Annotated in this window: 20 protein-coding genes; 2 read left to right on the top strand and 18 right to left on the bottom strand. The window is 41.7% G+C overall.

The annotated features are described in order from the left end of the window. Positions 1-40: 40 nt before the first annotated feature. From G4417_RS00260 to G4417_RS00250, 3 genes are all read right to left on the bottom strand, one after another. Positions 41-907, bottom strand: a complete 867-nt coding sequence (locus G4417_RS00260) for a carbohydrate ABC transporter permease (protein WP_173682229.1) — start codon at positions 905-907, stop codon at positions 41-43. A 4-nt stretch (positions 908-911) separates the two neighbouring features. After that, on the bottom strand, positions 912-1,805 hold the full coding sequence (locus G4417_RS00255; protein ID WP_173682228.1) for a carbohydrate ABC transporter permease: 894 nt from the start codon (positions 1,803-1,805) through the stop codon (positions 912-914). Positions 1,806-1,903: 98 nt separating this feature from the next. Beyond that, positions 1,904-3,262, bottom strand: a complete 1,359-nt coding sequence (locus tag G4417_RS00250) for an ABC transporter substrate-binding protein (RefSeq protein WP_173682227.1) — start codon at positions 3,260-3,262, stop codon at positions 1,904-1,906. Positions 3,263-3,750: 488 nt separating this feature from the next. On the opposite strand from G4417_RS00250, the gene G4417_RS00245 reads away from it, so the two are divergent. Further along, positions 3,751-4,020, top strand: coding sequence for a hypothetical protein (locus G4417_RS00245; protein ID WP_173682226.1), 270 nt, complete (start codon positions 3,751-3,753; stop codon positions 4,018-4,020). Positions 4,021-4,105: 85 nt separating this feature from the next. Here G4417_RS00245 and G4417_RS00240 read toward each other — a convergent pair whose 3' ends face one another. The 5 genes from G4417_RS00240 to G4417_RS00220 all read right to left on the bottom strand — a co-directional run bounded on the left by G4417_RS00240 (position 4,106) and on the right by G4417_RS00220 (position 10,063). After that, positions 4,106-4,702, bottom strand: a complete 597-nt coding sequence (locus G4417_RS00240; RefSeq protein ID WP_173682225.1) for a hypothetical protein — start codon at positions 4,700-4,702, stop codon at positions 4,106-4,108. A gap of 115 nt (positions 4,703-4,817) precedes the next feature. Then, a complete protein-coding gene (locus G4417_RS00235; protein WP_173682224.1) occupies positions 4,818-6,188 on the bottom strand; it encodes a UDP-N-acetylmuramoyl-tripeptide--D-alanyl-D-alanine ligase in 1,371 nt (456 codons plus the stop codon). 53 nt (positions 6,189-6,241) lie between these two features. Next, the gene (locus G4417_RS00230; RefSeq protein ID WP_173682223.1) at positions 6,242-7,276 is read right to left on the bottom strand and encodes a D-alanine--D-alanine ligase family protein; all 1,035 of its coding nucleotides are present in this window, start codon (positions 7,274-7,276) and stop codon (positions 6,242-6,244) included. A 12-nt stretch (positions 7,277-7,288) separates the two neighbouring features. Further along, positions 7,289-8,668 carry a L,D-transpeptidase family protein gene (locus tag G4417_RS00225; protein WP_330598044.1) on the bottom strand — a complete coding sequence of 460 codons (1,380 nt, stop codon included), beginning with the start codon at positions 8,666-8,668 and terminating at the stop codon, positions 7,289-7,291. 108 nt (positions 8,669-8,776) lie between these two features. After that, a complete protein-coding gene (locus G4417_RS00220) occupies positions 8,777-10,063 on the bottom strand; it encodes an aminotransferase (protein WP_173682221.1) in 1,287 nt (428 codons plus the stop codon). A 494-nt stretch (positions 10,064-10,557) separates the two neighbouring features. Here G4417_RS00220 and G4417_RS00215 point away from each other — a divergent pair, with 494 nt between their 5' ends. Next, a complete protein-coding gene (locus G4417_RS00215) occupies positions 10,558-10,704 on the top strand; it encodes a hypothetical protein (protein WP_173682220.1) in 147 nt (48 codons plus the stop codon). On the opposite strand, the gene G4417_RS00210 is transcribed toward G4417_RS00215, so the two are convergent. The 10 genes from G4417_RS00210 to G4417_RS00165 all read right to left on the bottom strand — a co-directional run bounded on the left by G4417_RS00210 (position 10,689) and on the right by G4417_RS00165 (position 23,216). After that, positions 10,689-12,017 carry a phosphodiester glycosidase family protein gene (locus tag G4417_RS00210; protein ID WP_173682219.1) on the bottom strand — a complete coding sequence of 443 codons (1,329 nt, stop codon included), beginning with the start codon at positions 12,015-12,017 and terminating at the stop codon, positions 10,689-10,691. The genes G4417_RS00215 and G4417_RS00210 overlap by 16 nt on opposite strands. 466 nt (positions 12,018-12,483) lie before the next feature. Then, entirely contained in the window at positions 12,484-12,669 is a 186-nt protein-coding gene (locus G4417_RS00205) for a hypothetical protein (RefSeq protein WP_020993174.1), read from the bottom strand. Between the two features lie 117 nt (positions 12,670-12,786). Next, positions 12,787-13,650, bottom strand: a complete 864-nt coding sequence (locus tag G4417_RS00200) for a YitT family protein (protein ID WP_081017093.1) — start codon at positions 13,648-13,650, stop codon at positions 12,787-12,789. 126 nt (positions 13,651-13,776) lie between these two features. Beyond that, complete coding sequence (locus G4417_RS00195) at positions 13,777-14,634, bottom strand: class I SAM-dependent methyltransferase (RefSeq protein ID WP_118568989.1); 858 nt, start codon at positions 14,632-14,634, stop codon at positions 13,777-13,779. A gap of 284 nt (positions 14,635-14,918) precedes the next feature. Next, on the bottom strand, positions 14,919-15,944 hold the full coding sequence (locus tag G4417_RS00190; protein WP_173682218.1) for an ABC transporter permease subunit: 1,026 nt from the start codon (positions 15,942-15,944) through the stop codon (positions 14,919-14,921). Further along, complete coding sequence (locus tag G4417_RS00185; RefSeq protein ID WP_118331574.1) at positions 15,944-16,999, bottom strand: ABC transporter permease; 1,056 nt, start codon at positions 16,997-16,999, stop codon at positions 15,944-15,946. The genes G4417_RS00190 and G4417_RS00185 overlap by 1 nt, the downstream gene beginning before the upstream one ends. Then, positions 16,999-18,519 (bottom strand): sugar ABC transporter ATP-binding protein, encoded by a 1,521-nt coding sequence (locus G4417_RS00180; protein WP_118575525.1) that lies wholly within the window; start codon positions 18,517-18,519, stop codon positions 16,999-17,001. The genes G4417_RS00185 and G4417_RS00180 overlap by 1 nt, the downstream gene beginning before the upstream one ends. Before the next feature lie 148 nt (positions 18,520-18,667). After that, a complete protein-coding gene (locus G4417_RS00175; protein WP_118331572.1) occupies positions 18,668-19,711 on the bottom strand; it encodes an ABC transporter substrate-binding protein in 1,044 nt (347 codons plus the stop codon). A 403-nt stretch (positions 19,712-20,114) separates the two neighbouring features. Continuing rightward, positions 20,115-21,566, bottom strand: a complete 1,452-nt coding sequence (locus tag G4417_RS00170; RefSeq protein ID WP_119241333.1) for a sensor histidine kinase — start codon at positions 21,564-21,566, stop codon at positions 20,115-20,117. Between the two features lie 3 nt (positions 21,567-21,569). Then, positions 21,570-23,216 carry a response regulator gene (locus G4417_RS00165; RefSeq protein WP_173682217.1) on the bottom strand — a complete coding sequence of 549 codons (1,647 nt, stop codon included), beginning with the start codon at positions 23,214-23,216 and terminating at the stop codon, positions 21,570-21,572. Positions 23,217-23,488 lie beyond the last annotated feature (272 nt).

Below are 23,488 nucleotides of genomic sequence, written 5' to 3'. Positions count from 1 at the left end.
CAGGGGATTCTTGACTGGATTTCAGAAAATACGGATGATATCAGCCCTTAACAGCTCCTGATACCATACCTTTGATAATTTCTTTACTGAATGCAAAATAAAGAATAACAACCGGCGCCATAGTGATCAGCATAGCAGCCATCTGCTTCGGATAATCGGATGCAAACTGTCCCTTAAACTGTGTCAGGGCAAGCGGCACAGTCTGAAGACCAACATCCTTGATCAGAACCAATGCGAAAGAAAACTCGTTCCAGCAACTAAATACCTGAATGATTGCAATGGTTATAAGGATCGGGCGGCAGATTGGAAGAATAATCGTCCATAAAGTATGAGTAAAGTTACTTCCGTCAATTGCTGCAGCCTCTTCCAGCGATACTGGAATGGATTTCACATAGCCCTCTACCAGGAAAATACCGATAGGAAGACCAAAGGATACATACGGAAGAAGCAAAGTAAACCATCTGTTGTTGATTCCGCATTTCTGGAATACTACATAGATAGGAACCAGCAGAGAATGGATGGGTATCAGCATACCCATCAGGAACATGATATATAGCACACGGTTCAGTTTAAAATGAACACGTGCCAGAATATAGCCTACAATAAAACTGAATATAATAATAAGAACAATAGACACGCCTGTAGTTCTTACACTGTTTAACATAGACTGTCCCAGATGGTAATCCTTATTGGAAAGGATTTTGATATAATTAATCAAAGTAGGGGTCTTTGGAAGCCCCATAATATCTGCATTAAATACTCGTTTTTCCTTCAGTGAGGAATACATCATCCACACGATAGGGAAAATACAGGAAAGGGAGAAAATAAGCAGGACCGCATTTATGAGCACAGCTGCAATTCCTTTTCTCACTTTGTGAGTTGCCGGTACATTTGCACTTGAATTCATAAACCTACGCCTCCTTTTCCCTGGTAAGATATTTGATCAGCGCCTGAGAACCACCAATTACCAACAACGACAGTACAAAGATCGCTACTGAAATACAGCTACCATAACCCATATTACTCTGACTAAAGGAAATCTGGTATCCGTACATTGCCATAACCATGGATGCCGTACCCGGGCCACCCTTCGTCATAACATAAATATTATCAAAAGCTTTCATATTACCAGCTACGCAAAGAGTAATACATACAAGCATTGTGTTCTTGATCAATGGCAAGGTAATATACCATGCCGTCTGAAGTCCGTTCGCTCCGTCAATCTGAGCACTTTCAAAAATTTCCGTATCAATAGAAGCAATGGCGGAAAGAATAATTACCATATAATAACCTATGTACTGCCAAATCAGAGGAATTGTTACACAAAGCATAACGATCTTTGGATTATTCAGCCATACCTGGCACAGATCTGCACGTCCGATTGCTTTCAGGAACCAGTTGATCAGACCATATTTGTTATGATAGATCATGTTCCAGATCAAACCAATACATACAGCTGAGATCGTACTTGGGAAAAATCCGAAAGTACGGTGCATACCTTTTAATTTTGTTGCTTTTGCATTAACCAGCAGAACCAGAAGGAAAGCAATGCCAACCTGTCCGATGATACATGCGATTACCAGATAAATATTATGTCCAAAGGACTGCCAGAAAGTAGAATCATGAATCAACTGAACATAGTTTGCAAGTCCGTTAAAGGTTTTTACCGGGCCGCCCTTCCACTCAAAGAAGCTGTATACAAGAGCTGTTACCAGCGGAACGAATACCGTAAAAACAAACATTGCAACCGGCAGACACAGATATAAAATAAGAGTTTTGGTTTTAGGTTTAATTGTCGTCAACATATGCTGCACATCTCCTTCCTAAGCCTCAAAAACCGCTCCGCCCACCGCAGTGGGCAGAACGGTCATTGCTTATAGATTTATATTCTTATTTATATAATCTATTTATAGTTCTCTTCGTATGCTTTCTGAGCATTTGCAGCTACATCTTCCGGAGAGATATCACCATTCATCATAGTCTGAAGATCTGTGTTGAGAACATCCCATACAGCGCTGTTGATGTAGGAGTCATAAATCTCACATTTTGTTGTATCAACATAAGAATAGTTGTAGAAGTCCTGTGTAATCTGATCGAATTTGCTCAGGTCAACATCATCTGTCTTTGTTAATCCGCTAAGTGCATAGTTCTCTGCTACATAAGAGGAGAATGCAGGTCCTGTAAGTTCCTGTGCAAGGTCGATAGCTGCTGCTAATTTATCTGCATCGTCAGCAACCTTAGGATTGATTGCTACTGCATATCCAAGACCGATGTTCTGAGAATCAGGATCCTCTGTTGCATCTGCAGGCTGCGGAAGAACTGCAAAGCCGATGTTGTTGTATTTTTCTTCATCGCTGTCTTTCAGAGTTGCTGCGATATAAGATTCATCCCAGTTACCACCAATAAATGCTGCTGCATCACCGGAGATATAGTACTCACGTGCATCTTCGTTTGTTACAGAGTTGAAGTCCTCATTGAAGATCTTGGTTTCTGTGAACAGATGCTGTGTTTCTGTCAGAGCTTTTACAAATGCTTCGTCAGTAAATTTGGAACCGCTGTTGTCAATCAGACCCTGGAACCAGTCTTTACCTGTGTATCTGTTTCCTAAAGTAGAAAGGAAATCACTGTTTGCCTGCCATTTTCCACCATTACCAAATGCAACAGTATCAATGCCCTGCTCCTGGAAATATTCAGAAGCTTTCTCAACATCTTCCCATGTGGATGGGAATGTATCGTATCCTGCTTCTTTCCACATAGCCTTATCATAGATAACCACTGTACAGGTACCACCTGTCAGTACCGGATATCCATAAAGCTTATCGCCAACCTTAAATGGTGTGAAGTAATCCTGATCATAGTTATCATAATATGGAGAGGCTTTGATGGTGTCTGTCAGATCCATAACCAGTCCCTGATCAGACCATGCTCTTGTATTCATACCCTGAAGTAAGAATACATCCGGAAGGTTGTCTGCTGCTGCAAGTGTAGCGATCTGTGTCTTGTATTCTGCATTTGCAAGAACGTTTTCGTTCAATGTGATATCCGGATGAGCTTCCTGCCATGCTGCAAGAGTTGTACGAAATCCATCAGATCCACCGTTTCCTTCAGACTCCTCTGATGTGGAGTAATGCATGATCTCAAGCTCTCCCTTGTAAGCCAGATCATTCTTTGCAACCTCTGTAGCTGCGCTTACGCCTGTAGCGCCTACCATTGATACAACTGTTGCTGCTGCAAGTGCAACTGCCATGACTTTTTTCTTCATTGTGTGACCTCCTTTTTTAATAAATGATTTGTTTGGTGTGTGGTGTTTCTCCATTCTTATATGGTTTCGAAACACGTTATCGATCAAGTTTTGTTTGTTTCGTTCTACTTAATCGTTTTCTTTCCTTTATTAAACAGCATATATACGGATTTGTCAATGGTATTTTTGCTTAAATTATGCTTTTCATATAAAATGTATTATTTTTAATCCAATTATTTGTGTATTTTTACTTTTTTCAATTTTTATCCATATCTCTGTTGCACGTATATTTTTCGACATCTTTCACTGTTCTTTATAATTTTTTAAATTTTAGCTTAAACGTTTTCGTTGCAATTCTGATGATAAGCTATTTCTGTTATTACCGTCTGTATTCCTTTACTTTCAATAAGAAATCCGTTATACTTGAAGTCGCTTACAGCAGGTCAGGCAGATATTTGAATTAAGATTTCTGTCGCCTGTGGCAGTTCTGACAGGGAGGTATTATTAATATGTTCCGTTTATGGGGAAAAATATGGAAAGACAATCACTTACTAAAAGATACTGTGATTTGCGATGACTCTGAAGATACCCGGACTCACAAGATTTTCCGTGGTCTAGAAAGTATCTGTTATGAAATGGATCTGGGAAATCCGATCTGGCTCGAATCCACGATCAGACATTTTAAGAAACACGGAAAAGCAAGATTTTATCAGGATAATTTTATAGAGCAGATTGATTTCGATTATCTGGAAATTCAGGTAATTGAGGAAGATGACTAATCAGCCGGCCATGAAATGCGTACAGGACCAGAAACTCTATGTTATACACGTTGTTTCTGATCCTGTTCAAAAATACTTTCCACATTTATTTCATAAATTCTCTTATGATTTCTCTCATAATTTCTTCTTCCTCCGGTGTCAGCATCATGCTGAAATGACTTCCGGCGGCGGCTGTCTGGCGGATGCTTTGTGCAATATGTTCAACAATTTCTTCTTTCTCTGCTTCGTTGGGTTTCTCTGCCACCGGCACTTCTTCCACCCATGTCCGCACATGCTCCACATAATCAGAAAGAGTATTTATAAGCAATTCTTCTCTGTATGTAAAATCCAGTGCCTGCCTCAGCAGAAGCAATATGGCCGGGATCAGTGCACCCACATACAAATATGCCAGAGGCATTCCGTCCCATTTGGTGTTCCCTGACGACAGAAAAAATGCCAGTCCAAGAAGTACGGTGCAGAAAAGCGACGGATACCACACCAGCCGGTTCATACGGTTTAACAGCTTGTCTCTTGTTTTCCAGAGTTTCATCCATTTCTCTTTAAGATTTGATCTTACATCTGTATTTTTTCTGATCAGTCTTCGGTAAGTAAGATGTGTGGCCAACATCCCCAGTGTGCCAAATCCGCCCAGCACTAACATGGCATAAAGCAGGAGATGCAGATTCATGATTTTCTCCAGCATAACATCCTCCTAATCCAAGCGGATAAAATCATCCGCTTCGCTGCTTGCTCATAACTGATGAGTCTATTATACTGCCATCCACAGTCTGTGAAAATAAAAATCGTTCGTCAAATTCTTACATATTTTCCAGTTTTGCAACTACTTCTTCAAATTTCATGAAATGGGATGCTTTCACAAGAACAGTATCCCCACTCTGAACATAACCTTCCAGATGTTCCAGCAGTTTTTCTCTGTCCGGCTCATAGATGACTTTCAGATCCGGATTTGTCTGCTGTGCTCTGTCTGCCATATTTTTGCACAATTTACCGGCACAGATAAGAACATCAATATCACATTTACCTGCATGTTCTCCAACTTCTTCATGAAGCTGTATTTCATTCTCGCCAAGTTCACCCATATCTCCAAGGATTGCAACTCTGCGTCCTGCACCATCCTGCAGAACATCCAAAGATGCCTTCATGGACATAGGATTCGCATTATAGCAGTCATCTACGATCAGAAATTTATCCGTTTCAATCATTCTGAAACGACCGCTGATCGGTTCCAGACTCTCAATCCCTGCTTTAATCTGCTCAGTTGTAAGCCCGTAAATATTTCCGACTGCTGCAGCCGCCAGCGCATTATATACCATATGGCGGCCCGGCATCGGGATATCAACTGTAAATGCATTATCTCCCAGATGGATGGTACAGGTCATTCCCTTTAACCCCCTGCTTACGATCTCATCACCGTAAACCTGGCATCCATTGCCCATTCCGAAAAATACAGGTTTTACTTCTTTGTATCCTTTTACTGTAGCAAGTTTGTCATCATCACCATTCAATACAATGTGTCCGTCCGGTCTGAGAAATTGAAAAATCTCTGTTTTTGCTTTCAGAACTCCGTCTCTGTTCCCCAGATTCTCTAGATGGCAGGTACCAATGTTTGTGATCACACAGGTGTCCGGTCTTGCAATCTGCGCAAGTCTGGTCATCTCTCCGAAATCACTGATTCCCATCTCCAGAACTGCAATTTCATCTTCATCACGCAGCCGAAACACCGTCAGCGGCAGACCAAGTTCATTATTAAAGTTTCCCTGTGTTTTCAGAGTGCGGTATTTCTGACTCAGGACAGATGCGATTACTTCTTTTGTACTTGTTTTTCCAACACTTCCGGTGATTCCCACAACCGGAATCTGAAGCTGTTTTAAGTAAAATTCCGCAATATCCTTTACTGCCTGAAGAGAGGATTCTACTACAATATACGGAAAATCAGCATTTTCAAGTACACGTTCTGACAAAGTTGCCAGTGCCCCTGCCCCCATCACCTGCTGAATAAATTTATGAGCATCCACACGTTCACCCACAATAGGCACAAACAGGCATCCTTCTTCTGCTTTTCTGCTGTCTGTAGTAACAGAGATTACTTCTTCCTGCAGTTTATCTGCCGGACCATAGTAAGTACCGCCGCATACACGGGCGATATTTTCAAGAGTTAAGTTTTTCATAATATTTTATATATCTTCTTTCCTGTCAGTTATCATGTCTTTAACTTAAAAAATCATTTATATTTTTTCATGGAAACTTCAATCAGTTTCTCACATAAGGTCGGATAATCGATTCCCAGCACCTTTGCCTCCTGTGGAATCAGACTGGTCGGAGTCATTCCCGGGAGGGTATTTGCCTCCAGACAGTACATATCTCCGTTCTCTTTCATCATGAAATCAAGACGGCAGTACCCTTCCATAAACAGAGCTCTGGCTCCTGCTTCCGCATAATGCTGCATTTTCTCCGTAAGTTCCGGTGAAATTTCAGCAGGACAGGTCTCAATTGTAGAACCTGCCTGATATTTATTCTTATAGTCATAGAATCCCTGAAGCGGAGCGATCTCGATGATCGGATAAGCTTTTCCATCCACAACTGCCACTGAAAATTCACGGCCTTTGATATATTCTTCAATCACAACTTCATTTTCATAAGAATAGGCATCCTTGAGAGCCTGCTCATACTCTGCCTGGTTGTTTACAATATAAACACCCACACTGGAACCGCCACAGCAGGTTTTTACAACTACAGGAAATTCCATTCCAAATGCTTTCAGATCTGTGGTCATTTCTTCTTTTACCATAGATACTCCGCGTGGTGTTGGCACATTATTCATCAGAAACATCTGCTTGGTGATCCCTTTATCCATTGCCATAGCGCTGCTTAAATAGCCGGTTCCTGTATATTTGATTCCCATCAGGTCAAATGTTGCCTGCACTTTTCCGTCTTCTCCGTTCGCACCATGAAGTCCAAGGAAAACAATGTCAGCCTCTTCGCAGAGCTTCAGCACATTCGGTCCGAAGAAGCTTCTTCGCTCTTTTTTCATCTGCTCAATCCTGTCATTAAATGACGATATATATTCTGATGCCGCATCTACATCATACTCTGACGGGAACGGATTTTCCCAGTCTGCATTCTCAATACCGCAGAAAATATCCACAAGAATTGCCTGATGCCCTTTCTGTCGTAATGCTTTACATATTCCTGTTCCTGATGTGATGGAAACAGTACGTTCTGTACTTGTTCCTCCTGATAATACTACAATCTTCATTACTCTTCTCCTTTATTCATAAATAACAACCGGTGTATTCTTCTCAACATTGTTGTAAATGATCTGCATCTGATCAGCCGGCGCACAGATACTTCCATGAGTTCCTTCAAATTCATAAAGCTGTTCTCCGAAAGCTGTTCTCCACGGAGCATCATTGATTCCCAGATTCTCATCAAACGGAATCCAGTAATTTACTGCCGAAGGATAATCTTCCCCATTTACAGTATATCCACTCTTTATCTCGCCCGTTGTATAACAGCCTGCCGGAGTTGCACAATTGGGTACAAATGGGTTTCCGGATACGATCTGCGCATCTGCGATTGGTGTTCCATCTTTATAGAATACCATTCTCTGGGCTGTCAGGTCAATCTCTATATACGTATATCCGATATCATTTGTTTTTCTGACCAGACCTTTATGAGAATAAACAGGTTCTCTGACCTGGGTTTCCTCGTTTTTGATCAGTCTGGTAAGCTCCTTTACCTCCTCTTTCTGATCAATCTTCCAACCATAATTGCCTCCGCCAACAGTAATCCCACGACCATCATATGCATTAAATGTTCTCTCTGTTCCAACTGTGTCATATTTAGCTGCCAGTTCACTGATATATGCCTCTATCTGCTTTTGGTCAAGTATGTAAAGACCGTTTTCATCTGTTGTCAGCCAGTTTTTAATTGTATCTCTGTCTACTGTCTCTGTGCGGTCATCAAAATCATAGGTAATCACTACATCCGTAAGTTTATTTATCAGTTCGCAGTTTTTGACCAGTGTTTTATCATTCTGGTAAACTTTGGGATCTTTGTAGCATCCATCCGCTTCCAGATCGATCGGTGTCCTTCCTGTGACAAGGGCATCTATGATGTCCTTATTCGTTTTTTTCGTTTTCAGCGCATTTCCCTGCTGTTCAGGAATGATTACAAACTGATCGTCTTTTTCTTCTATGTGTGCATCTGAAGGTTCTGTCATATTCTCCTGCTGCATACATTTCAGTCCGGATATGGCAGCTTCCATCTTCTTCTCATCATATTTAATGGAAGAGGACACTTCATAATTCCTGTGCTGATTAAAAGCAAGAAACCATGTAAAACGATCCTGATCCCTGATCAGTTTACCAACACTTCCGTCTGAGTCATAGGCTAGTCCCGCCTGCTCTGCTGTTATACTCTCCTGTCCATTATTTCTGGTGTCAATAGTGAGAACATATGCTCCTACTTTCTTTGTGAGCAGATCTTCAGATTCCGATACTGTCATATAAGAGCAGTTGAATCCATTTACCATTGAGCCCGGTAAAAAATGCTCTGTGAAATAATATGCACCATATCCATATACCCCGGCAGTCAGCAGGAGTAAGATTATGATCAGGGTTACCATGATTTTCTTTCTGGTACTCACGGCATCCTCTCCTTTCTTTTTATAAACAGCAACCGCCCGGCAAGGAGTTATGCCGGGCAGTTTTATTATCACATTATTTATCCTGAATGTAAATACGATTATTTTATTTTATGCGTTTTCCAGCAGCTTCTCTACACTTGTAAGTTTAACACAGAGTACGAACACTTCTGCTGCTTTTCCAAGATCCTCAGGAGTCGGGAAGCTTGGTGCAATACGGATGTTGGAGTCTTTCGGATCTTTTCCATATGGGTAGGTTGCACCTGCTCCTGTAAGTACAACACCGGCTTCTTTTGCCTTGGCAACAATAGCTTTTGCACATCCTTCCATTGAATCAAAGGAAATGAAGTATCCGCCATGTGGTTTTGTCCACTCGCCGATTCCAAGACCGCCAAGTTCTCTGTCCAGTGTGTTAAGGACCATTTCAAATTTCGGACGGAGAATTGCTGCATGTTTTCTCATGTGTTCATGAAGACCGTCGATATTTTTGAAAAATTTTACATGGCGTAACTGGTTTAATTTGTCATGTCCGATTGTCTGGATCTGCATGTAGCTGCGGAAATCTTCCAGATTTGCTTTGGAAGCTGCAACTGCTGCAATACCGGAACCCGGGAAACTGACTTTTGATGTTGATGTAAATTTATATACAAGGTCAGGATTTCCTGCTTTTGCACATGCTTCGAGGATTTCTACAAGGAAGTCCTGATTGTCATCATAGAGATGATGGATGCTGTATGCGTTATCCCAGTAGATACGGAAATCAGGCGCTGCCGGTTTCAGATGCGCAAAACGGTCTACTGTCTCTGCTGAGTAAGTGTATCCCTGTGGGTTGGAGTATTTCGGCACACACCAGATTCCTTTGATGGATGCATCTTCACTAACAAGCTTCTCTACCATGTCCATGTCCGGTCCCTGTGGTGTCATTGGCACGTTGATCATTTCGATTCCGAAGAATTCTGTGATCTTAAAATGGCGGTCATATCCTGGTACAGGACAGAGGAATTTTACCTTGTCAAGCTTGCACCATGGGGTATTTCCCATTACACCCTGAGTCATGGAACGGGCAATACTGTCAAACATGACGTTTAAGCTGGAGTTTCCGTAAATGATAATGTGATCAGGATCTACTTCGGACATTTCTCCAAGGAGGCGTTTAGCTTCCGGGATTCCGTCGATAACACCGTAATTACGGCAGTCTACTCCTGTTTCGCACTTGAGGTCTGAGTCGCTGCTTAATACGTCCATTAATCCCATAGAGAGATCAAGCTGGTCTGCTGATGGTTTTCCACGTGACATGTCAAGGGCCAGGCCCTGTGCTTTGATTTCTGCATATTCTTTATCCAGCTGTGCTTTAAGTGTAAGCAGTTCTTCTTTGCTCATGTCGCTGTATTTTTTCATAATATTCCTCCTTGTTCTGCCATGGATGGATGTTTTTATTTTCCGTACAGGGCAATCATTTGTTTTTCCTGCGGCAACATTTTTTGTGCTTTTTACATTTTAGTATGGTAAAGTAGGGTTGTCAAGTGTTTTTATGGAATTGTTAATATTTTACCAAAGCAATCGTTACTGTTCACTCCGTTCTCATTAACATATTCAAAATTTATTCCAGATTGCCTGCGGCAATAGGATTGTCCCGGGATGGCAATGTACGAACAGCAACATAACAAAAAGCAAGTCGAATTTTATCGAAAGTTTCGGCTTGCTTTTTCGAATATGACAGCGTATATTTAAATCAGTTAACAGATCTTTTAACTGTCTTAATTGTTCTTGTCAGGTCATCCTGATATCTTTTCTTAAATTTCAACATCCATTTTTATCCAAGTCAGGCGGATAAAATCATCCGCTTCGCTGCTATAAACTCATAACCAAATGACTGCGAAAGGAGGTTATCCATGTCTATATTTATCCACGCAATTATCGTGATCATGCTTGCTTTGCTGGCTATGGGAATCGGACTGCTGGTTCTCGTATGCTGGGCTTTGGCAGTGTGTGCAGGCAGACGGGATTCTTATCTGGAAAAAGATTACCGGGTGAAATAAAGGAAGTCTGCACATGGACGCTGAGTATTGCCGATAAGTTTATTCATTACTTTTCCATTAAAGTACAGGGTTGCAGAACCGCCTCCATCCAGATTGTAAGCATAGGTACAGCCGTAGGATTTGAAAATATTCACCATATCCCAGTGATTAAGACCAGTATAACTGCCGGTATCTGTTACAAGGAGTACATAATCGTTGGGTTTTACCATTCCTACTGCTGTACGTGGGTAATATTTTTCTGTTTCAGCCCATGGAAGCTGGGTTTCGCCGTCTTTAATAAGAACCGGACCGAAATTATATGTATCTTTCACACCAGCCGCAAGAAGATTTTTTCCCATAAGCCCCTGTACCGGAGTATAAATAGTTCCATCTTTCTTTACTGCCATGACAGAATAGCTTGTCATGTAGTCACCATAGATGATTCCGTTTTTGATACACATACCGAGCGGAGATGGCTTTCCTGTTCCGTAGTCGAAAGCACTGCCGTTTACTCCGATAATGCCGCCATTTGAGGATACTGCATCAGAGGTTGTCTGGCGGGATCCGCCATAGGTTCCGTTGGAAAGAGCAGATTTCAGCTGTCTGGCACTGGATGTTTTTACATGTGCTGCCCAATAGGAAATACCATGGACAGATTTACGTTCAAGTTTAATATTCAGAGTACTGCTTTTATATTGGTACGTGCTGCCGCTTTGAGTAACTGTTGGTTTAGTATCTGTTGGTTTAGTATTTGAAGACTTTATGCGCTGCCCTTTGCTGTTTACATAATATTTACCTATCCAGGTATTTTTTGCCATCACTCCTGTTTTTTTGCTGAAATAGTAATAATATTTACCTATCTTCTGCCAGCCCTTTGCCATGGTAGAATTGCTGAGGAAGTAGTATTTTTTTCCATCCTGAGTAAACCACTGTCTGGCAATTGCTACGCCGGATTCATTGAAATAATAGGTATATTTATCACCCATTGCCCAGCGATTGCGAAACATGGCACCATTTTTACGGTTATAATAGTACTTGTTACCGGAACGTTTCATCCATCCGGTGAAACGTTTACCGTTGGCAATACTGTAGTAATAATAACCTTTGTATTTAAAAGAACCACAGATCAGACGGCCCTTTGAATTATAAAAATAGTAATCTCCATTTATTTTTTGCCATCCCGTTTTCTTCGATGTGATACTGACGGAGGTTCTGTTCTGTTTCACATATGTGGCTGCATTTACGGTAACTGCACGCATACTGATGCCTGCTGCCAGAAACAAGGTCAGTATCAGAAATACTGCCACTTTTCTAAATGATAATTTTCTTTTCATGTCTTTCATCTGCCTTTCCCTGATGTCTGATATACTCGTATAAGGTATATTCGATACATTACCAATCGAGGTATTTTCATAAGCTCTTTTTAATTCTGCATCATATTACCGACAGTTCCAGTTGGTCTCCATGGGGTCATTAAATTTCAGGATATTTGTCAGGTGTAGGGAACGATTTTTCAACATAGAATTCTATAACAAAGTTTATCAGCAAAAGAACTTACGAAAAGTTTATATCAGTAAGTAACAGAATTATTATATCAGATGCATCTTATGAATCTGTAAAGTCAGAAAAACATTGCTTATAATAGCTGTTTTTTATAAAGAAATCCCCATCCGCTGTTTATTATTTTGCAAGTCAGGCGGATATTCGCAAACCGCTTTACTACGCAGCTCTACACCAAATAACTGCTCCGCAGGTGACTTACTTGATTCGGTTAAAACAGCAGACGAGGATATGTTGAGGTTAATAGTTATATGCTCCCTCATAGGCATTGCACCTGTCTAATTTGCGTGACTGATTCTGACAGGAACTGCATCTGTCGCAAAACTCCTGCTCATAACAGGTGGAACAGGCGCATGTCCTGCAGGCTTTGCGGTCATAGCCTGAGGTATTGCCGTGAGGAAGTGTGCTTTCTGTTGCATTACCCATATATATCACCCTCCTTGTGTGCCGGTTACTGTTCATCCAATCTTAAGTAAAGTCCCATGAACGAACAGAGTTCCTTATACCTTGTATTATACGCTCACAGGAAGGGAATACAAGTAATTAATAGTCTGTTTTCTGGTAAAATCTTCCGTTTATGTAATCGGTTTTGATAATATTTACAAAAGCCTTCGGATCGATCTCATGAACCTTCTTTACCAGATATTTCGCTTCTTCTGTAGAGACTACAGAATAGATCATACTGGTCTTCTCGTCTGTGTAACATCCGGTACCTTCAAAACGTGTCGCCGTATGATTGGTAAGTTTGAAAATCTCCTCATAAATCTGATACGGCTCCTTCGTGATAATAAACAGCGTATGCTTCTTATATCTCTGATGCAACATCTGAATCACCTGAGTAGAAGTAAACTGAAAGATAATAGAGTAAAGTGCCCTGTCCCATCCAAAAAGTAAACCTGCCACAGTCAGGATCACTGCATTTCCACACAGAATATAATTCCAGATATCCCTACCATTTTTCTCGGAAAAATAAATCGCAATAAAATCCGTTCCACCTGTACTGGTATTACCGATCAGGCAGAGACTGATACAAAATCCATTAATCAGACCGCCAAAGATACTAATCAGCAATGTATCATAAGTGATCGGCTGACTGGGAATAATATCCGTAAGCAGACCGGAAAGCACGATCACACAGACAGAACTTATCGTAAATTTCTTTCCGATAAATTTCAGACCAATAAATACAGGAATAGAGTTCAGCAGTACATTAATCAGCGTATACGGAACTGCAATCCCCATAAATGTCTGAAAAATATTCTGGAGCAGCAGAGTAAGTCCTGTAAATCCTCCCGGAAAAAGACCGCCTGCACGAACAAATGTCTTAATATTCAACGCCATGATCGTTGCAGCCAGAACCGCACAGCCGTAACGCTTGGCTTCATGTTTTAAATTAAGTTCCTTCATAATTTGAGCTTCCTCCCATCTACTGCTTAGCGCGTGTTTGAAAAATCATTTTCGCAACCCCTGCAAGAGATTTACCTGATTTAGCTAAAAAGCAGATTTCCGTCAATAACAAACAAAAGGAAAAACTTACGCCTCCCATCTTCCAGAAGCACCACAAGGCAGAACCAGCCCGTTAGAACTTACCGGAAGCCCGATTTCCTGAGAATCCACATGTCCGCCGAACTTCTTAAGCTCAGTAGAAAGCATATAAGTAAGAACTGCCGGTGCCAGACCTGTTGTATAAGAATTTATCAGGAAAAACAAAGGCTCATCGCTGAGAATCTTTGTACACAGCTTAATCAGGTCATGGATACAATCCTCAATCTTCCAGATCTCCCCCTTCGGTCCACGTCCATAAGAAGGCGGATCCATAATGATCGCATCATAATGATTCCCTCTGCGGATCTCACGCTCAACAAACTTCACACAGTCATCCACCAGCCAGCGGATCGGAGCATCTCCCAGACCGGAAGCAACCGCATTCTCCTTTGCCCAGGTAACCATACCCTTAGAAGCATCCACATGAGTAACAGAAGCCCCCGCAGCCGCTGCCGCCAGAGTCGCACCACCTGTATATGCAAAAAGATTCAGCACCTTCACCGGACGTCCCGCATTGCGGATCTTATTGCCAAACCAGTCCCAATTCACCGCCTGCTCCGGAAAAAGCCCGGTATGCTTAAAACTAAAAGGTTTCAAATTAAAGGTAAGTCCCTTATAATGAATATCCCACTGCTGGGGCAGATCAAAAAACTCCCATTCACCGCCGCCTTTCTTACTTCTGTGATAATGCCCGTTCATATGCTTCCAGCCCTTATTCACCTTCGGCGTATCCCATATAACCTGCGGATCCGGCCGCACCAGAAGATAATCCCCCCAACGCTCCAGCTTCTCCCCACAGGAAGTATCAATCACCTCATAATCTTTCCATCCATCTGCAATCCACATTGTATCATAATCCTCCTAAAATAAACGCATAATAAGTTACGATTGTACTACATATCCAACCATTAGTAAAGCCATATTTCTCACATAACTTCCATTGTGTAAAGTATAAAATAAAACTCTCCCCGTGGCAAGTAAACCATCATAATTCACAGTTATAAACAAATAAAGTATTACTATTCACTCCAAATCGTTGCCAGTACCCAGCGCGAAACAGCATCCCCTCTGCAAAAACAAAAACAAGCCAGAACCCATCCAAGTCCCAGCTTGTTTCATAATACAATCACTTATTTCGCTTTCTTCTTCATAGAAGCAATCACTGACTGAATCACAATAAAGAAACACAGCAACAGTGAAAGAATAATTCTTACCCACCAGCTTGATAATGTACCCTGTGTAGTGATCAGACTGGAAATGGTACCTTTGATCAATACACCAAACAAAGTACCGATCGGTGTACCAACACCACCAGAAAGAAGCGTACCACCAATAACCGCTGAAGAAATCGCATCCATCTCAAGACCTTTCGCCTGCTCAACGAAACCAGCACAGCTGTTTAAGCAAAACAGGAAACCACCAAGTCCAGCAAGAAAACCATCCAGCACATAAGCCTGGAACATTGTTCTCTTAACATTCAGACCCATCATTAATGCACTCTGACGGTTGCCGCCGATTGCATACAGCTTACGTCCGAATTTACGGTATTTCAGAAGAACTGCAATGATAATAACAACGATCACCGCAATCACTACTGTAGGAGGAATATAAGCCGGAATGAATTTTCCCTTCTTATTCGTAGAACCAAAAGGCATATAAAAACGGAAGTTTGCCCACTTCAGGAATAACTCATTCTTAATAGAAATCATATCAGTACTGATGATAGCTGTCATACCACGTCCAAAGAACATACCTGCCAGGGTTACGATAAATGGCTGGATATCCAGATATGCTACCAGAAATCCCTGGACAACACCAAAAGCAACACCAATAAGCAGTGCAACTAAAACTGCCACATATGTATTTACACCCTTGTTTTCCATCAGATCTGCAAGAACCATACAAATAAGAGCTGTTACAGAACCTACGGAAATATCAATACCGCCGGTGATCATTACAATGGTAAGTCCGCATGCAATAACCAGAAGTCCTGCATTAGATACAAACAGATTCAGAAACATCTGCGGTTTTGCAAAACCTTTGTCAGCAAAGATGATCATACCTGCAATATACATTACTGCAAATAAAGCGATTGTTATCAGAAGCAGGAAGCCGTTTCCTGTCATTTTCTTTTTCTGCATTCCATTTGCTTTCATTACTTCTGACCTCCTTCTACTGCCACACTCTTTTTAGCTTTTAAGCCGGCAATATATTTTTTAAATACATCACTCTGCAGAGTAACGATAATGACTACCACGATTGCCTTATAAACAGGAAGCTGGTCAGCCTTTACGTTCATTGCATAAAGTGTTGTGGTCAGAGCCTGAATAGTATAAGCACCGATTACGGAACCGATCAGACTGAATTTACCACCGCCAAGGAAGTTTCCGCCAAGTGCTACTGCAAGGATGGCATCCATTTCCAGGTTAAGACCGATGTTGTTTGCATCTGCAGAATAGATACGGCTGGATGCTACGATTCCGGCAATACCAGCCAGCACACCACAAATAACATAAGTAAGGAATTTGATCATTGTGGAATTTAATCCAACAAGGCGGGCTGCTTTTCCATTAATACCAACGCTTTCAATGTAAAGGCCAAGTGCTGTTTTCTTCAGGATCAGGTAAACAATTAAAACTGTGATGATCGCAAAGAAAATAGGAGTTGGAATCGGACACTTTCCAATGTAACCACCTGCCATCTTAAAAGAATCCACACGAATATAAGTAATCTGTCCATTTGTTACAAGCTGTGCGATACCACGTCCGGCTGTGTAAAGGATCAGAGTTGCAACCATCGGCTGAATATTCAGCCTGGCAACCAGAAATCCATTGAATGCACCACATAATGCAGATGCAAGAAGCGCTGCAATCACTGCAATGATAATCGAGTTCTGATACTCATTTACAGAAACCTGTCCACCGGAAAGGATTTGACAACAAACTGCAGCTGCCACAGCCATGATCGCACCCACACTGATATCCTGTCCACCGGATGCTGCTGTTACCAGTGTCATACCGATTGCAAGAATAACCAGCTCTGAAGCACGGTTGATAACGTCAATGATATAACCATAAAGCACGCCGTTTCGGATTGATACATTAAAGAAGTCCGGTGTCTTGATCACATTGAGCAAAAGTACGGCGATGAGACACACGATAGGAAGAAACAGACGCGCACTTGTTATTTTCTTTAATTTACTCTTATTCATTATTTATCGTCACCTCCGGCAATAGCTTTCATAACTCCGCTCTGGGAAAGTTCATCCTCTTCCAGTTCGCCTACCTTCTGACCATCACGAAGGACTGCCATACGGGAGCAGGTACGGAGCATTTCCTCAACCTCTGAGGAGATAAATGTAACTGCCATTCCCTGATCCGCAAGATCAAGAACCAGTTTCTGAATCTCTGTTTTAGTACCGATATCAATACCTCTGGTCGGCTCATCCAGAATCAGGTAATCCGGATTTGTCAAAAGCCATCTTCCAAGAATAACCTTCTGCTGATTTCCACCGGACAGACTCTTAATCGGGGTTTCACGGCTTGCTGTCTTAATCTGCAACAGTTTAATATACTTATCGGCTGCTTCTTCCATTTCTTTCTTGCTTAATGGATGGAACATACCGCGTTTAGCCTGGAGCGCTATAATAATATTTTCTCTTACAGAAAGATCTGCAATGATACCTTCTGCTTTTCTGTCTTCCGGAAGGTACGCCATACCAAGCTTCATAGCATCCAGAGGACTGTTGATCTTTGCCTCTTTGCCTTTTACCTTAAGGGTTCCAGTCTCAGCCTTGTCTGCACCGTAAATGGCACGTACAAGTTCAGAACGTCCGGAACCGAGAAGTCCGGTAAGACCGATAACCTCTCCTTTATTAATGGTAAGGTCAAATGGCTTAATTGTTCCCTTGTGGGAGATTCCTTTTGCTTCGATAACAGGTTCAGGTTTTGTTTTTTTCTTATCTTTGTGTTCCCCTTTAATATCAGCAAGGTCATCAAAGTCTTTACCCATCATCTTGGCAACCAGCATAACTCGCGGAAGATCCTTTGTCTCATATTCTCCTACCAGTTCGCCGTTACGAAGAACTGTGATCCTGTCGCAGACTGCATATACCTGTTCAAGGAAATGGGTAACAAAGATAATACCTACTCCTTCATCACGAAGTCTTCTCATAAGTACAAACAGCTTCTCAACTTCATCGTCATCCAGTGAGGAAGTTGGCTCATCCAGAATCAGTACACGACATTTCATATCAACTGCACGTGCAATTGCGATCATCTGCTGGATAGCAATAGAGCACTCCTCCAGCATCTGTGTTGGCGGCACATGAATGTCCAGGCTCTCAAGAAGTTTTCCTGAGCGCTCATTCATCTGCTTCCAATCAATCATTCCCATCTTTCTCGGCTCTCTACCGATAAATAAATTCTCGGCTACAGTCAGGTTCGGGCAAAGGTTTACTTCCTGGTACACCGTACTGATACCGTTTGCCTGTGCCTCCTGCGGAGAATGATTTACAATTGCATTGCTGTTTCCGGCCATATGAATAGAACCGCTTTCAAATTCGTGAACACCGGTCAGCACCTTGATCAGTGTTGATTTACCTGCACCGTTCTCACCCATCAGTGCGTGGATCTCACCTTTACGAAGGGTAAAGTCCACATGGGAAAGGGCACGAACGCCAGTGAAATTTTTGGAAATATCGCGCATCTCCAATACTACATTTTGTTCCATAATCTTTCCACCTGCTTTCTATACTGGTTTTTACCCCTCATCGCTGAATTTTTTCAGCAAAGCGGGTTGATTTTTGGCATAAAGGTAGCGTGGTCCGCAACCCGGGTTTCTCCGAATTATGAACCACGCTCCGGATTTACACTAATAATTAGTATGCACGTCCATCAATGATGTCCTGTGTAATAGTTGTTACTTCATAGTCAGCGTCGTCAACTTTGATAGATGTAACTGTATCATCAGCTGCAAACATTTCTTCATCTACATAAGCCTGTTTGTCAACCTCTTCGCCAGCTTCAAGCTTCTCGATGATTTCCTGTACACGTGGTCCGTGTAATGGGTTACACTCTGTATCCAGTGTGATCTTTCCGCTTAATGTATCTGTAAGACCAGCGTTTGTTGTATCGAAGGACATTACAAGAATCTGGCCTTCTTCTCCACCAACTTCGTAGCCTGCTGCTTCGATCGCATCAATTGCACCAAATGCCTCGTTATCATTCTCACAGTAAACAACATCAATGTCATCACCGCTCTGTTTCAGGATAGATTCCATAACTTCCTGACCTTTGGCCTGTGTAAATTCACCTGACTGCTGTGCAAGTGTTGTCCAGTTGTCATGAGCCTCTACTGCATCGTCAAATCCCTGTGTACGTCCGATCTGAGCAGATGCACCGATAGTTCCCTGAATATCAACAAGATTGATTTCTTCATCTCCACGTCCCTTTGCTTCCAGATATGCATCCAGCCATGCCATAGCTTTCTGGCCTTCAAGTTTGAAGTTTGATCCAACCCATGCAGTGTAAAGGCTGTCATCAGATACATCAACCATACGGTCTACGATAATTACAGGGATTCCTGCGTCTTTTGCTTCCTGGAGAACTGTATCCCAACCTGTCTCTGTTACAGGAGCAAGTACGATGTAATCAACTTCCTGCTGGATGAAGTTACGGATTGCTGTTAACTGATTTTCCTGTTTCTGCTGTGCATCGTCGAAGATTAATTCATATCCGTTCTCTTCGCTGAATGTGGATTTCATGGATTCTGTATTAGCTGTACGCCAGTCAGATTCAGCACCTACCTGTGAGAAACCAACTGTGATTGTGTCGTCCGCTGCTGCTACACCCACTGCCGGAACAACGCTCATACCGCATACCATTGTTGCTGTTAATAAAGCTGACACTATTTTTTTCTTCATTTTGTAAATCCTCCCGGTTCATTTAAGATGTCTTTATTATAGTAAAATTCCAGGAAAATTCCATAGAATATTTTCCGCAAAAAGTTTATTCTTCTATCATATTTTGTTCACAATTTATACAAGGTTTGTTTTTTTATTGTGGAAGTTGGATTTTTTATTGTGCATTATAAATATAGAAATAAATTATCAGCTTTCTTTTATATTCACTTTGCACAATTCAGCATTAGTCGACATAATTCATACATTCCATTATTTGGCAGACCTTCGTAAGTCTCTATCAGCAGGCCATAAAACTGTTATTGGATATGAATAAACAATAAAATAATTGACTTTATCCACCTGAATACATAACAAAAGCTGCATATCTGTTAAGATTCTTAACTTCATGCAGCTTTTTCTTTGTTTATCTTGAATTGTTATCCAGGTTAATTTTTTTCGCCATATACACTTCCATAACCGTACCTTCTCCCTCTGTAGAAGAAATCTTCAGTCCATAACCCGGACCATAATAGAGTGCAATTCTCTCTGACACCGCAGCAAGTCCGAACCCGGCACGTTCACCGGTACGGATGGCTTCCTGTACTTCATAAAGACGTTCCGGTGTCATTCCCTGACCATTGTCAGTCACTCTCAGCATCATATCATCTCCCAGATTGAATCCTTCAATAAGAATCTTACCTTTTCCACGCTTATTCTTAATTCCATGATAAAGAGCATTCTCCGCTAACGGCTGCAGAGTAAGCTTCGGCACCATCACTTCATCCAGTTCCGGCGGAATATTAATCTCAAATTCCATAATATCCCTGTATCTTGACTGCTGAATCTCCAGATAACTCAATGTGTGGCGTTTCTCTTCCGACAGCGGAATGATATCCTTCCCCTTCGAAAGCGAAGTGCGGAAAAAAACAGACAGACTTGTGATCATATCCACTGCATCCTGCTGCATACCACCCTCCACCAGCCACACAATAGTGTCCAGTGTATTATACAGAAAATGCGGATTTACCTGTGCCTGGATCAGCTGCAGCTCCGTCATATGCTGTACCTCCTGCTCCTTACGCACATTCTCAAGAAGCCCTTCAATCCTTCCTGCCATCTTTCTGGTACCGGCATCAAGCTCCTGGATTTCAACACTGTCGGCAGATACTGCATTAATAGTTTTGTACTCTCCTTTTCCAACCTTCTTAATATTATGGAGAATTTCAGAAATCGGTTTGGTAATGCTGTATGTCAGACGGAAAGAACGCCGCAGCAGAATAGCCGTAGCAACCAAAATCGCCGCACACATAGTGATGATCGTCAGACGTACATTTCCAGCCAGTTGAGACTCTATCTGCACCAGTTCCGTCGCCTCCTGATAAATATAATTCTGCATTTCTTTCTCAAAGAGCGTGGTCAGGATTTCTGTATTATTTGCCACAAATTCCTGTCGTTCCTGATAATTCTTTATCTCAAGAAGCTGATTCATCCGTTTCTTAAGATTCTCCAGATAGTTAGTCAGATATTTCAGAGAACGCAGGCTTTCCTTCTTTGATGTGGTTTTCTTCAGACTCTCCACAGTACTGATTGCCTTGTCTACCTGCTCTGTCGGCAGCCCGTCCTTACCTTTTCGCCCGATAGTCACATAATAGATATCCATATCCACTTCATCTTTAAAGCTCATATCATTATTGGAATTTCTATAGTTTGCATTATATTCCGAACTCACCGCCAGATTATTAGACAACTGATTATATTCATTTGTATAATGCCAGAAAAAAACAAGAAGCACTATGATCAAAATTGTCATAGGGATCATAGTGCTCAGAAGCATCCACTTCATCTTTGTTTCCAGCTTCTCCTGTTTCTGCTTCATGAATCAGACTTCTCCTCTCGTCTTACGATACTCACTCGGAGTCATTCCCTGAGTTTTCTTAAAAAGATAGCTGAAGTAATGCGCATCCTTATATCCCACTTCCCCTGCAATCTCACTGGAACGTTTGGAAGTACAGCGAAGCAGCTCCTTTGCCTTGTCCATGCGAAGCGAAGTCAGATACTCAATAAATGTCTGTTCCATATTCTGGCTGAAAAGCGCGCTGAAATGATTGGCACTCACATTCGCCGCATGCGCCACTCTATTCAGAGAAATCTCTTCATCCATATAATGTCCATCTATAAAATCTATTGCCTGCTTCAACACACTTCTGTTCTGACTGCCTGCATTTTCATCACGGATTGCAATGGCCCGTTTCAGGACTTCCTCTGCATATGCAATAGATGCTTCTGTAGACTGGCTTGTCTTCCTCACAACATCATCTGTCTCTTCTCTGGACAATTCCGTATCATCATATCCAATTTTCTTAAGAAATGACAGCACAGAAAAACGCACATTCAAAACAACATAGTTACGGAACACCAGTGATTCCATCGGTTCCCTGCCAATAGCATGGAAATAATCATGGACAAAACTGTCTACTTCATCTTCCAGACCGCTGCTTAAAAATTTCTGCAGAATTTCCGGATTCAGGGCATTGATATTCACATTCTTCAGTTGAACAGCTTCTGTTTTTGAAGTATCTGCTGAATTCTCCTTTACCTGCTCAAGCATATTGTAATAAAGAATATGCCCGTCATACAGATAACGGAATGCATAAGTTCTTGCAGCCGTGTGATAACTCTGCTTAATTCTGCTCAGACGGTCTGCCTCCTCGCCGACTGCCACAAACCAGTCCACATTTGCTCTGGTTTCTTCCATGATCTTCTGAATTGTTTCCACACATTCGCATGTATTCTTCTTTATCGTATCTCGCTGCCCCTTGACCAGAATCGCATAACTGAACACCTGATGTCTGAAAAGCATCGCAACCGGATGACTGAGGAAATAATTCTCAATCTTCTTATGTACTTCTGCCTCCCAGTCTGAATATCCTTCCGACGAATTATAACTGCTGTCTGAAGCATCCGGTGTAAAAATCAGAATATTATAAGCCTCTGCCACAATATCAAGATTCAAACGATCTGCTCTCCGATAAATCTCTTCCAGATCAAAGTCCGCTCTCACCAGAGATTCAAAGAAATCACGGCTCGCATTCCTCTCATACTCCTGCATCTCCAGTTTGAATTTCTCATAATATTCCTTCTGCGTCTTCTCATGTTCATAACGATTATGAATCTCCTCCAGACGCTCAATAAATGCATTCTTAGTAATTGGCTTCAGCAGGTAATCCTCCACACCAATACTGATCGCCTGCTTCGCATAGTTAAAGTCATCATAGCCACTAAGAATCACAATCTTAATATCCGGCAACTCCTTCTTCACCAATTTACATAACGTCAGGCCATCCATAAACGGCATCTTAATATCAGTGATCAGAAGATCCGGTTTGCTCTTTAATATCAACGGCAGTGCCATCTCCCCATCAGATGCTTCTCCTGCCAGTTCAAATCCATACTGCTCCCAGGGAATCATCTTCTTAATCATCTCCCTGATCACAACTTCATCCTCTACTAAAAAAGTTTTTAACATCCCTACCACTCTCTCATACTAAAAAAACTACAGCAATCCTCTTAAATATATTATTTACGAGAACTTCTACATATCCATCATACAGGTTAACACCATAACTTTAATACATGTCGCACACTCAGGCAAGTTATTTTTAACAATAAAATGCTTCACACACTTCCTTCCACAATCAATCAACAGCGCGAAACAGCATCTCTCTGTGGGTGAATCTGGAGGGGGCTTAGTAACTCTTAGGCGGAGAAAATCCGCGTTATGAAGAAAAGCAGCAACCT

Source organism: Blautia wexlerae (genome assembly GCF_013300825.1).
Lineage (GTDB): Bacteria > Bacillota > Clostridia > Lachnospirales > Lachnospiraceae > Blautia_A > Blautia_A wexlerae_B.
Note: the sequence above shows the minus strand (reverse complement) of the source record. Positions and strands in the feature narration are given on the sequence as shown.

Excerpts from the sequence above, each read along its gene's own strand:
- G4417_RS00205 (WP_020993174.1), bottom strand. The coding sequence starts at position 12,669 with ATGGGTAATGCAACAGAAAGCACACTTCCTCACGGCAATACCTCAGGC.
- G4417_RS00180 (WP_118575525.1), bottom strand. The coding sequence starts at position 18,519 with ATGGAACAAAATGTAGTATTGGAGATGCGCGATATTTCCAAAAATTTC.
- G4417_RS00230 (WP_173682223.1), bottom strand. The coding sequence starts at position 7,276 with ATGAAGATTGTAGTATTATCAGGAGGAACAAGTACAGAACGTACTGTT.
- G4417_RS00250 (WP_173682227.1), bottom strand. The coding sequence starts at position 3,262 with ATGAAGAAAAAAGTCATGGCAGTTGCACTTGCAGCAGCAACAGTTGTA.
- G4417_RS00235 (WP_173682224.1), bottom strand. The coding sequence starts at position 6,188 with ATGAAAAACTTAACTCTTGAAAATATCGCCCGTGTATGCGGCGGTACT.
- G4417_RS00190 (WP_173682218.1), bottom strand. The coding sequence starts at position 15,944 with ATGAAAGCAAATGGAATGCAGAAAAAGAAAATGACAGGAAACGGCTTC.
- G4417_RS00255 (WP_173682228.1), bottom strand. The coding sequence starts at position 1,805 with ATGTTGACGACAATTAAACCTAAAACCAAAACTCTTATTTTATATCTG.
- G4417_RS00245 (WP_173682226.1), top strand. The coding sequence starts at position 3,751 with ATGTTCCGTTTATGGGGAAAAATATGGAAAGACAATCACTTACTAAAA.
- G4417_RS00210 (WP_173682219.1), bottom strand. The coding sequence starts at position 12,017 with ATGAAAAGAAAATTATCATTTAGAAAAGTGGCAGTATTTCTGATACTG.
- G4417_RS00260 (WP_173682229.1), bottom strand. The coding sequence starts at position 907 with ATGAATTCAAGTGCAAATGTACCGGCAACTCACAAAGTGAGAAAAGGA.
- G4417_RS00165 (WP_173682217.1), bottom strand. The coding sequence starts at position 23,216 with ATGTTAAAAACTTTTTTAGTAGAGGATGAAGTTGTGATCAGGGAGATG.
- G4417_RS00195 (WP_118568989.1), bottom strand. The coding sequence starts at position 14,634 with ATGTGGATTGCAGATGGATGGAAAGATTATGAGGTGATTGATACTTCC.
- G4417_RS00170 (WP_119241333.1), bottom strand. The coding sequence starts at position 21,566 with ATGAAGCAGAAACAGGAGAAGCTGGAAACAAAGATGAAGTGGATGCTT.
- G4417_RS00240 (WP_173682225.1), bottom strand. The coding sequence starts at position 4,702 with ATGCTGGAGAAAATCATGAATCTGCATCTCCTGCTTTATGCCATGTTA.
- G4417_RS00215 (WP_173682220.1), top strand. The coding sequence starts at position 10,558 with ATGTCTATATTTATCCACGCAATTATCGTGATCATGCTTGCTTTGCTG.
- G4417_RS00175 (WP_118331572.1), bottom strand. The coding sequence starts at position 19,711 with ATGAAGAAAAAAATAGTGTCAGCTTTATTAACAGCAACAATGGTATGC.
- G4417_RS00220 (WP_173682221.1), bottom strand. The coding sequence starts at position 10,063 with ATGAAAAAATACAGCGACATGAGCAAAGAAGAACTGCTTACACTTAAA.
- G4417_RS00200 (WP_081017093.1), bottom strand. The coding sequence starts at position 13,650 with ATGAAGGAACTTAATTTAAAACATGAAGCCAAGCGTTACGGCTGTGCG.
- G4417_RS00185 (WP_118331574.1), bottom strand. The coding sequence starts at position 16,999 with ATGAATAAGAGTAAATTAAAGAAAATAACAAGTGCGCGTCTGTTTCTT.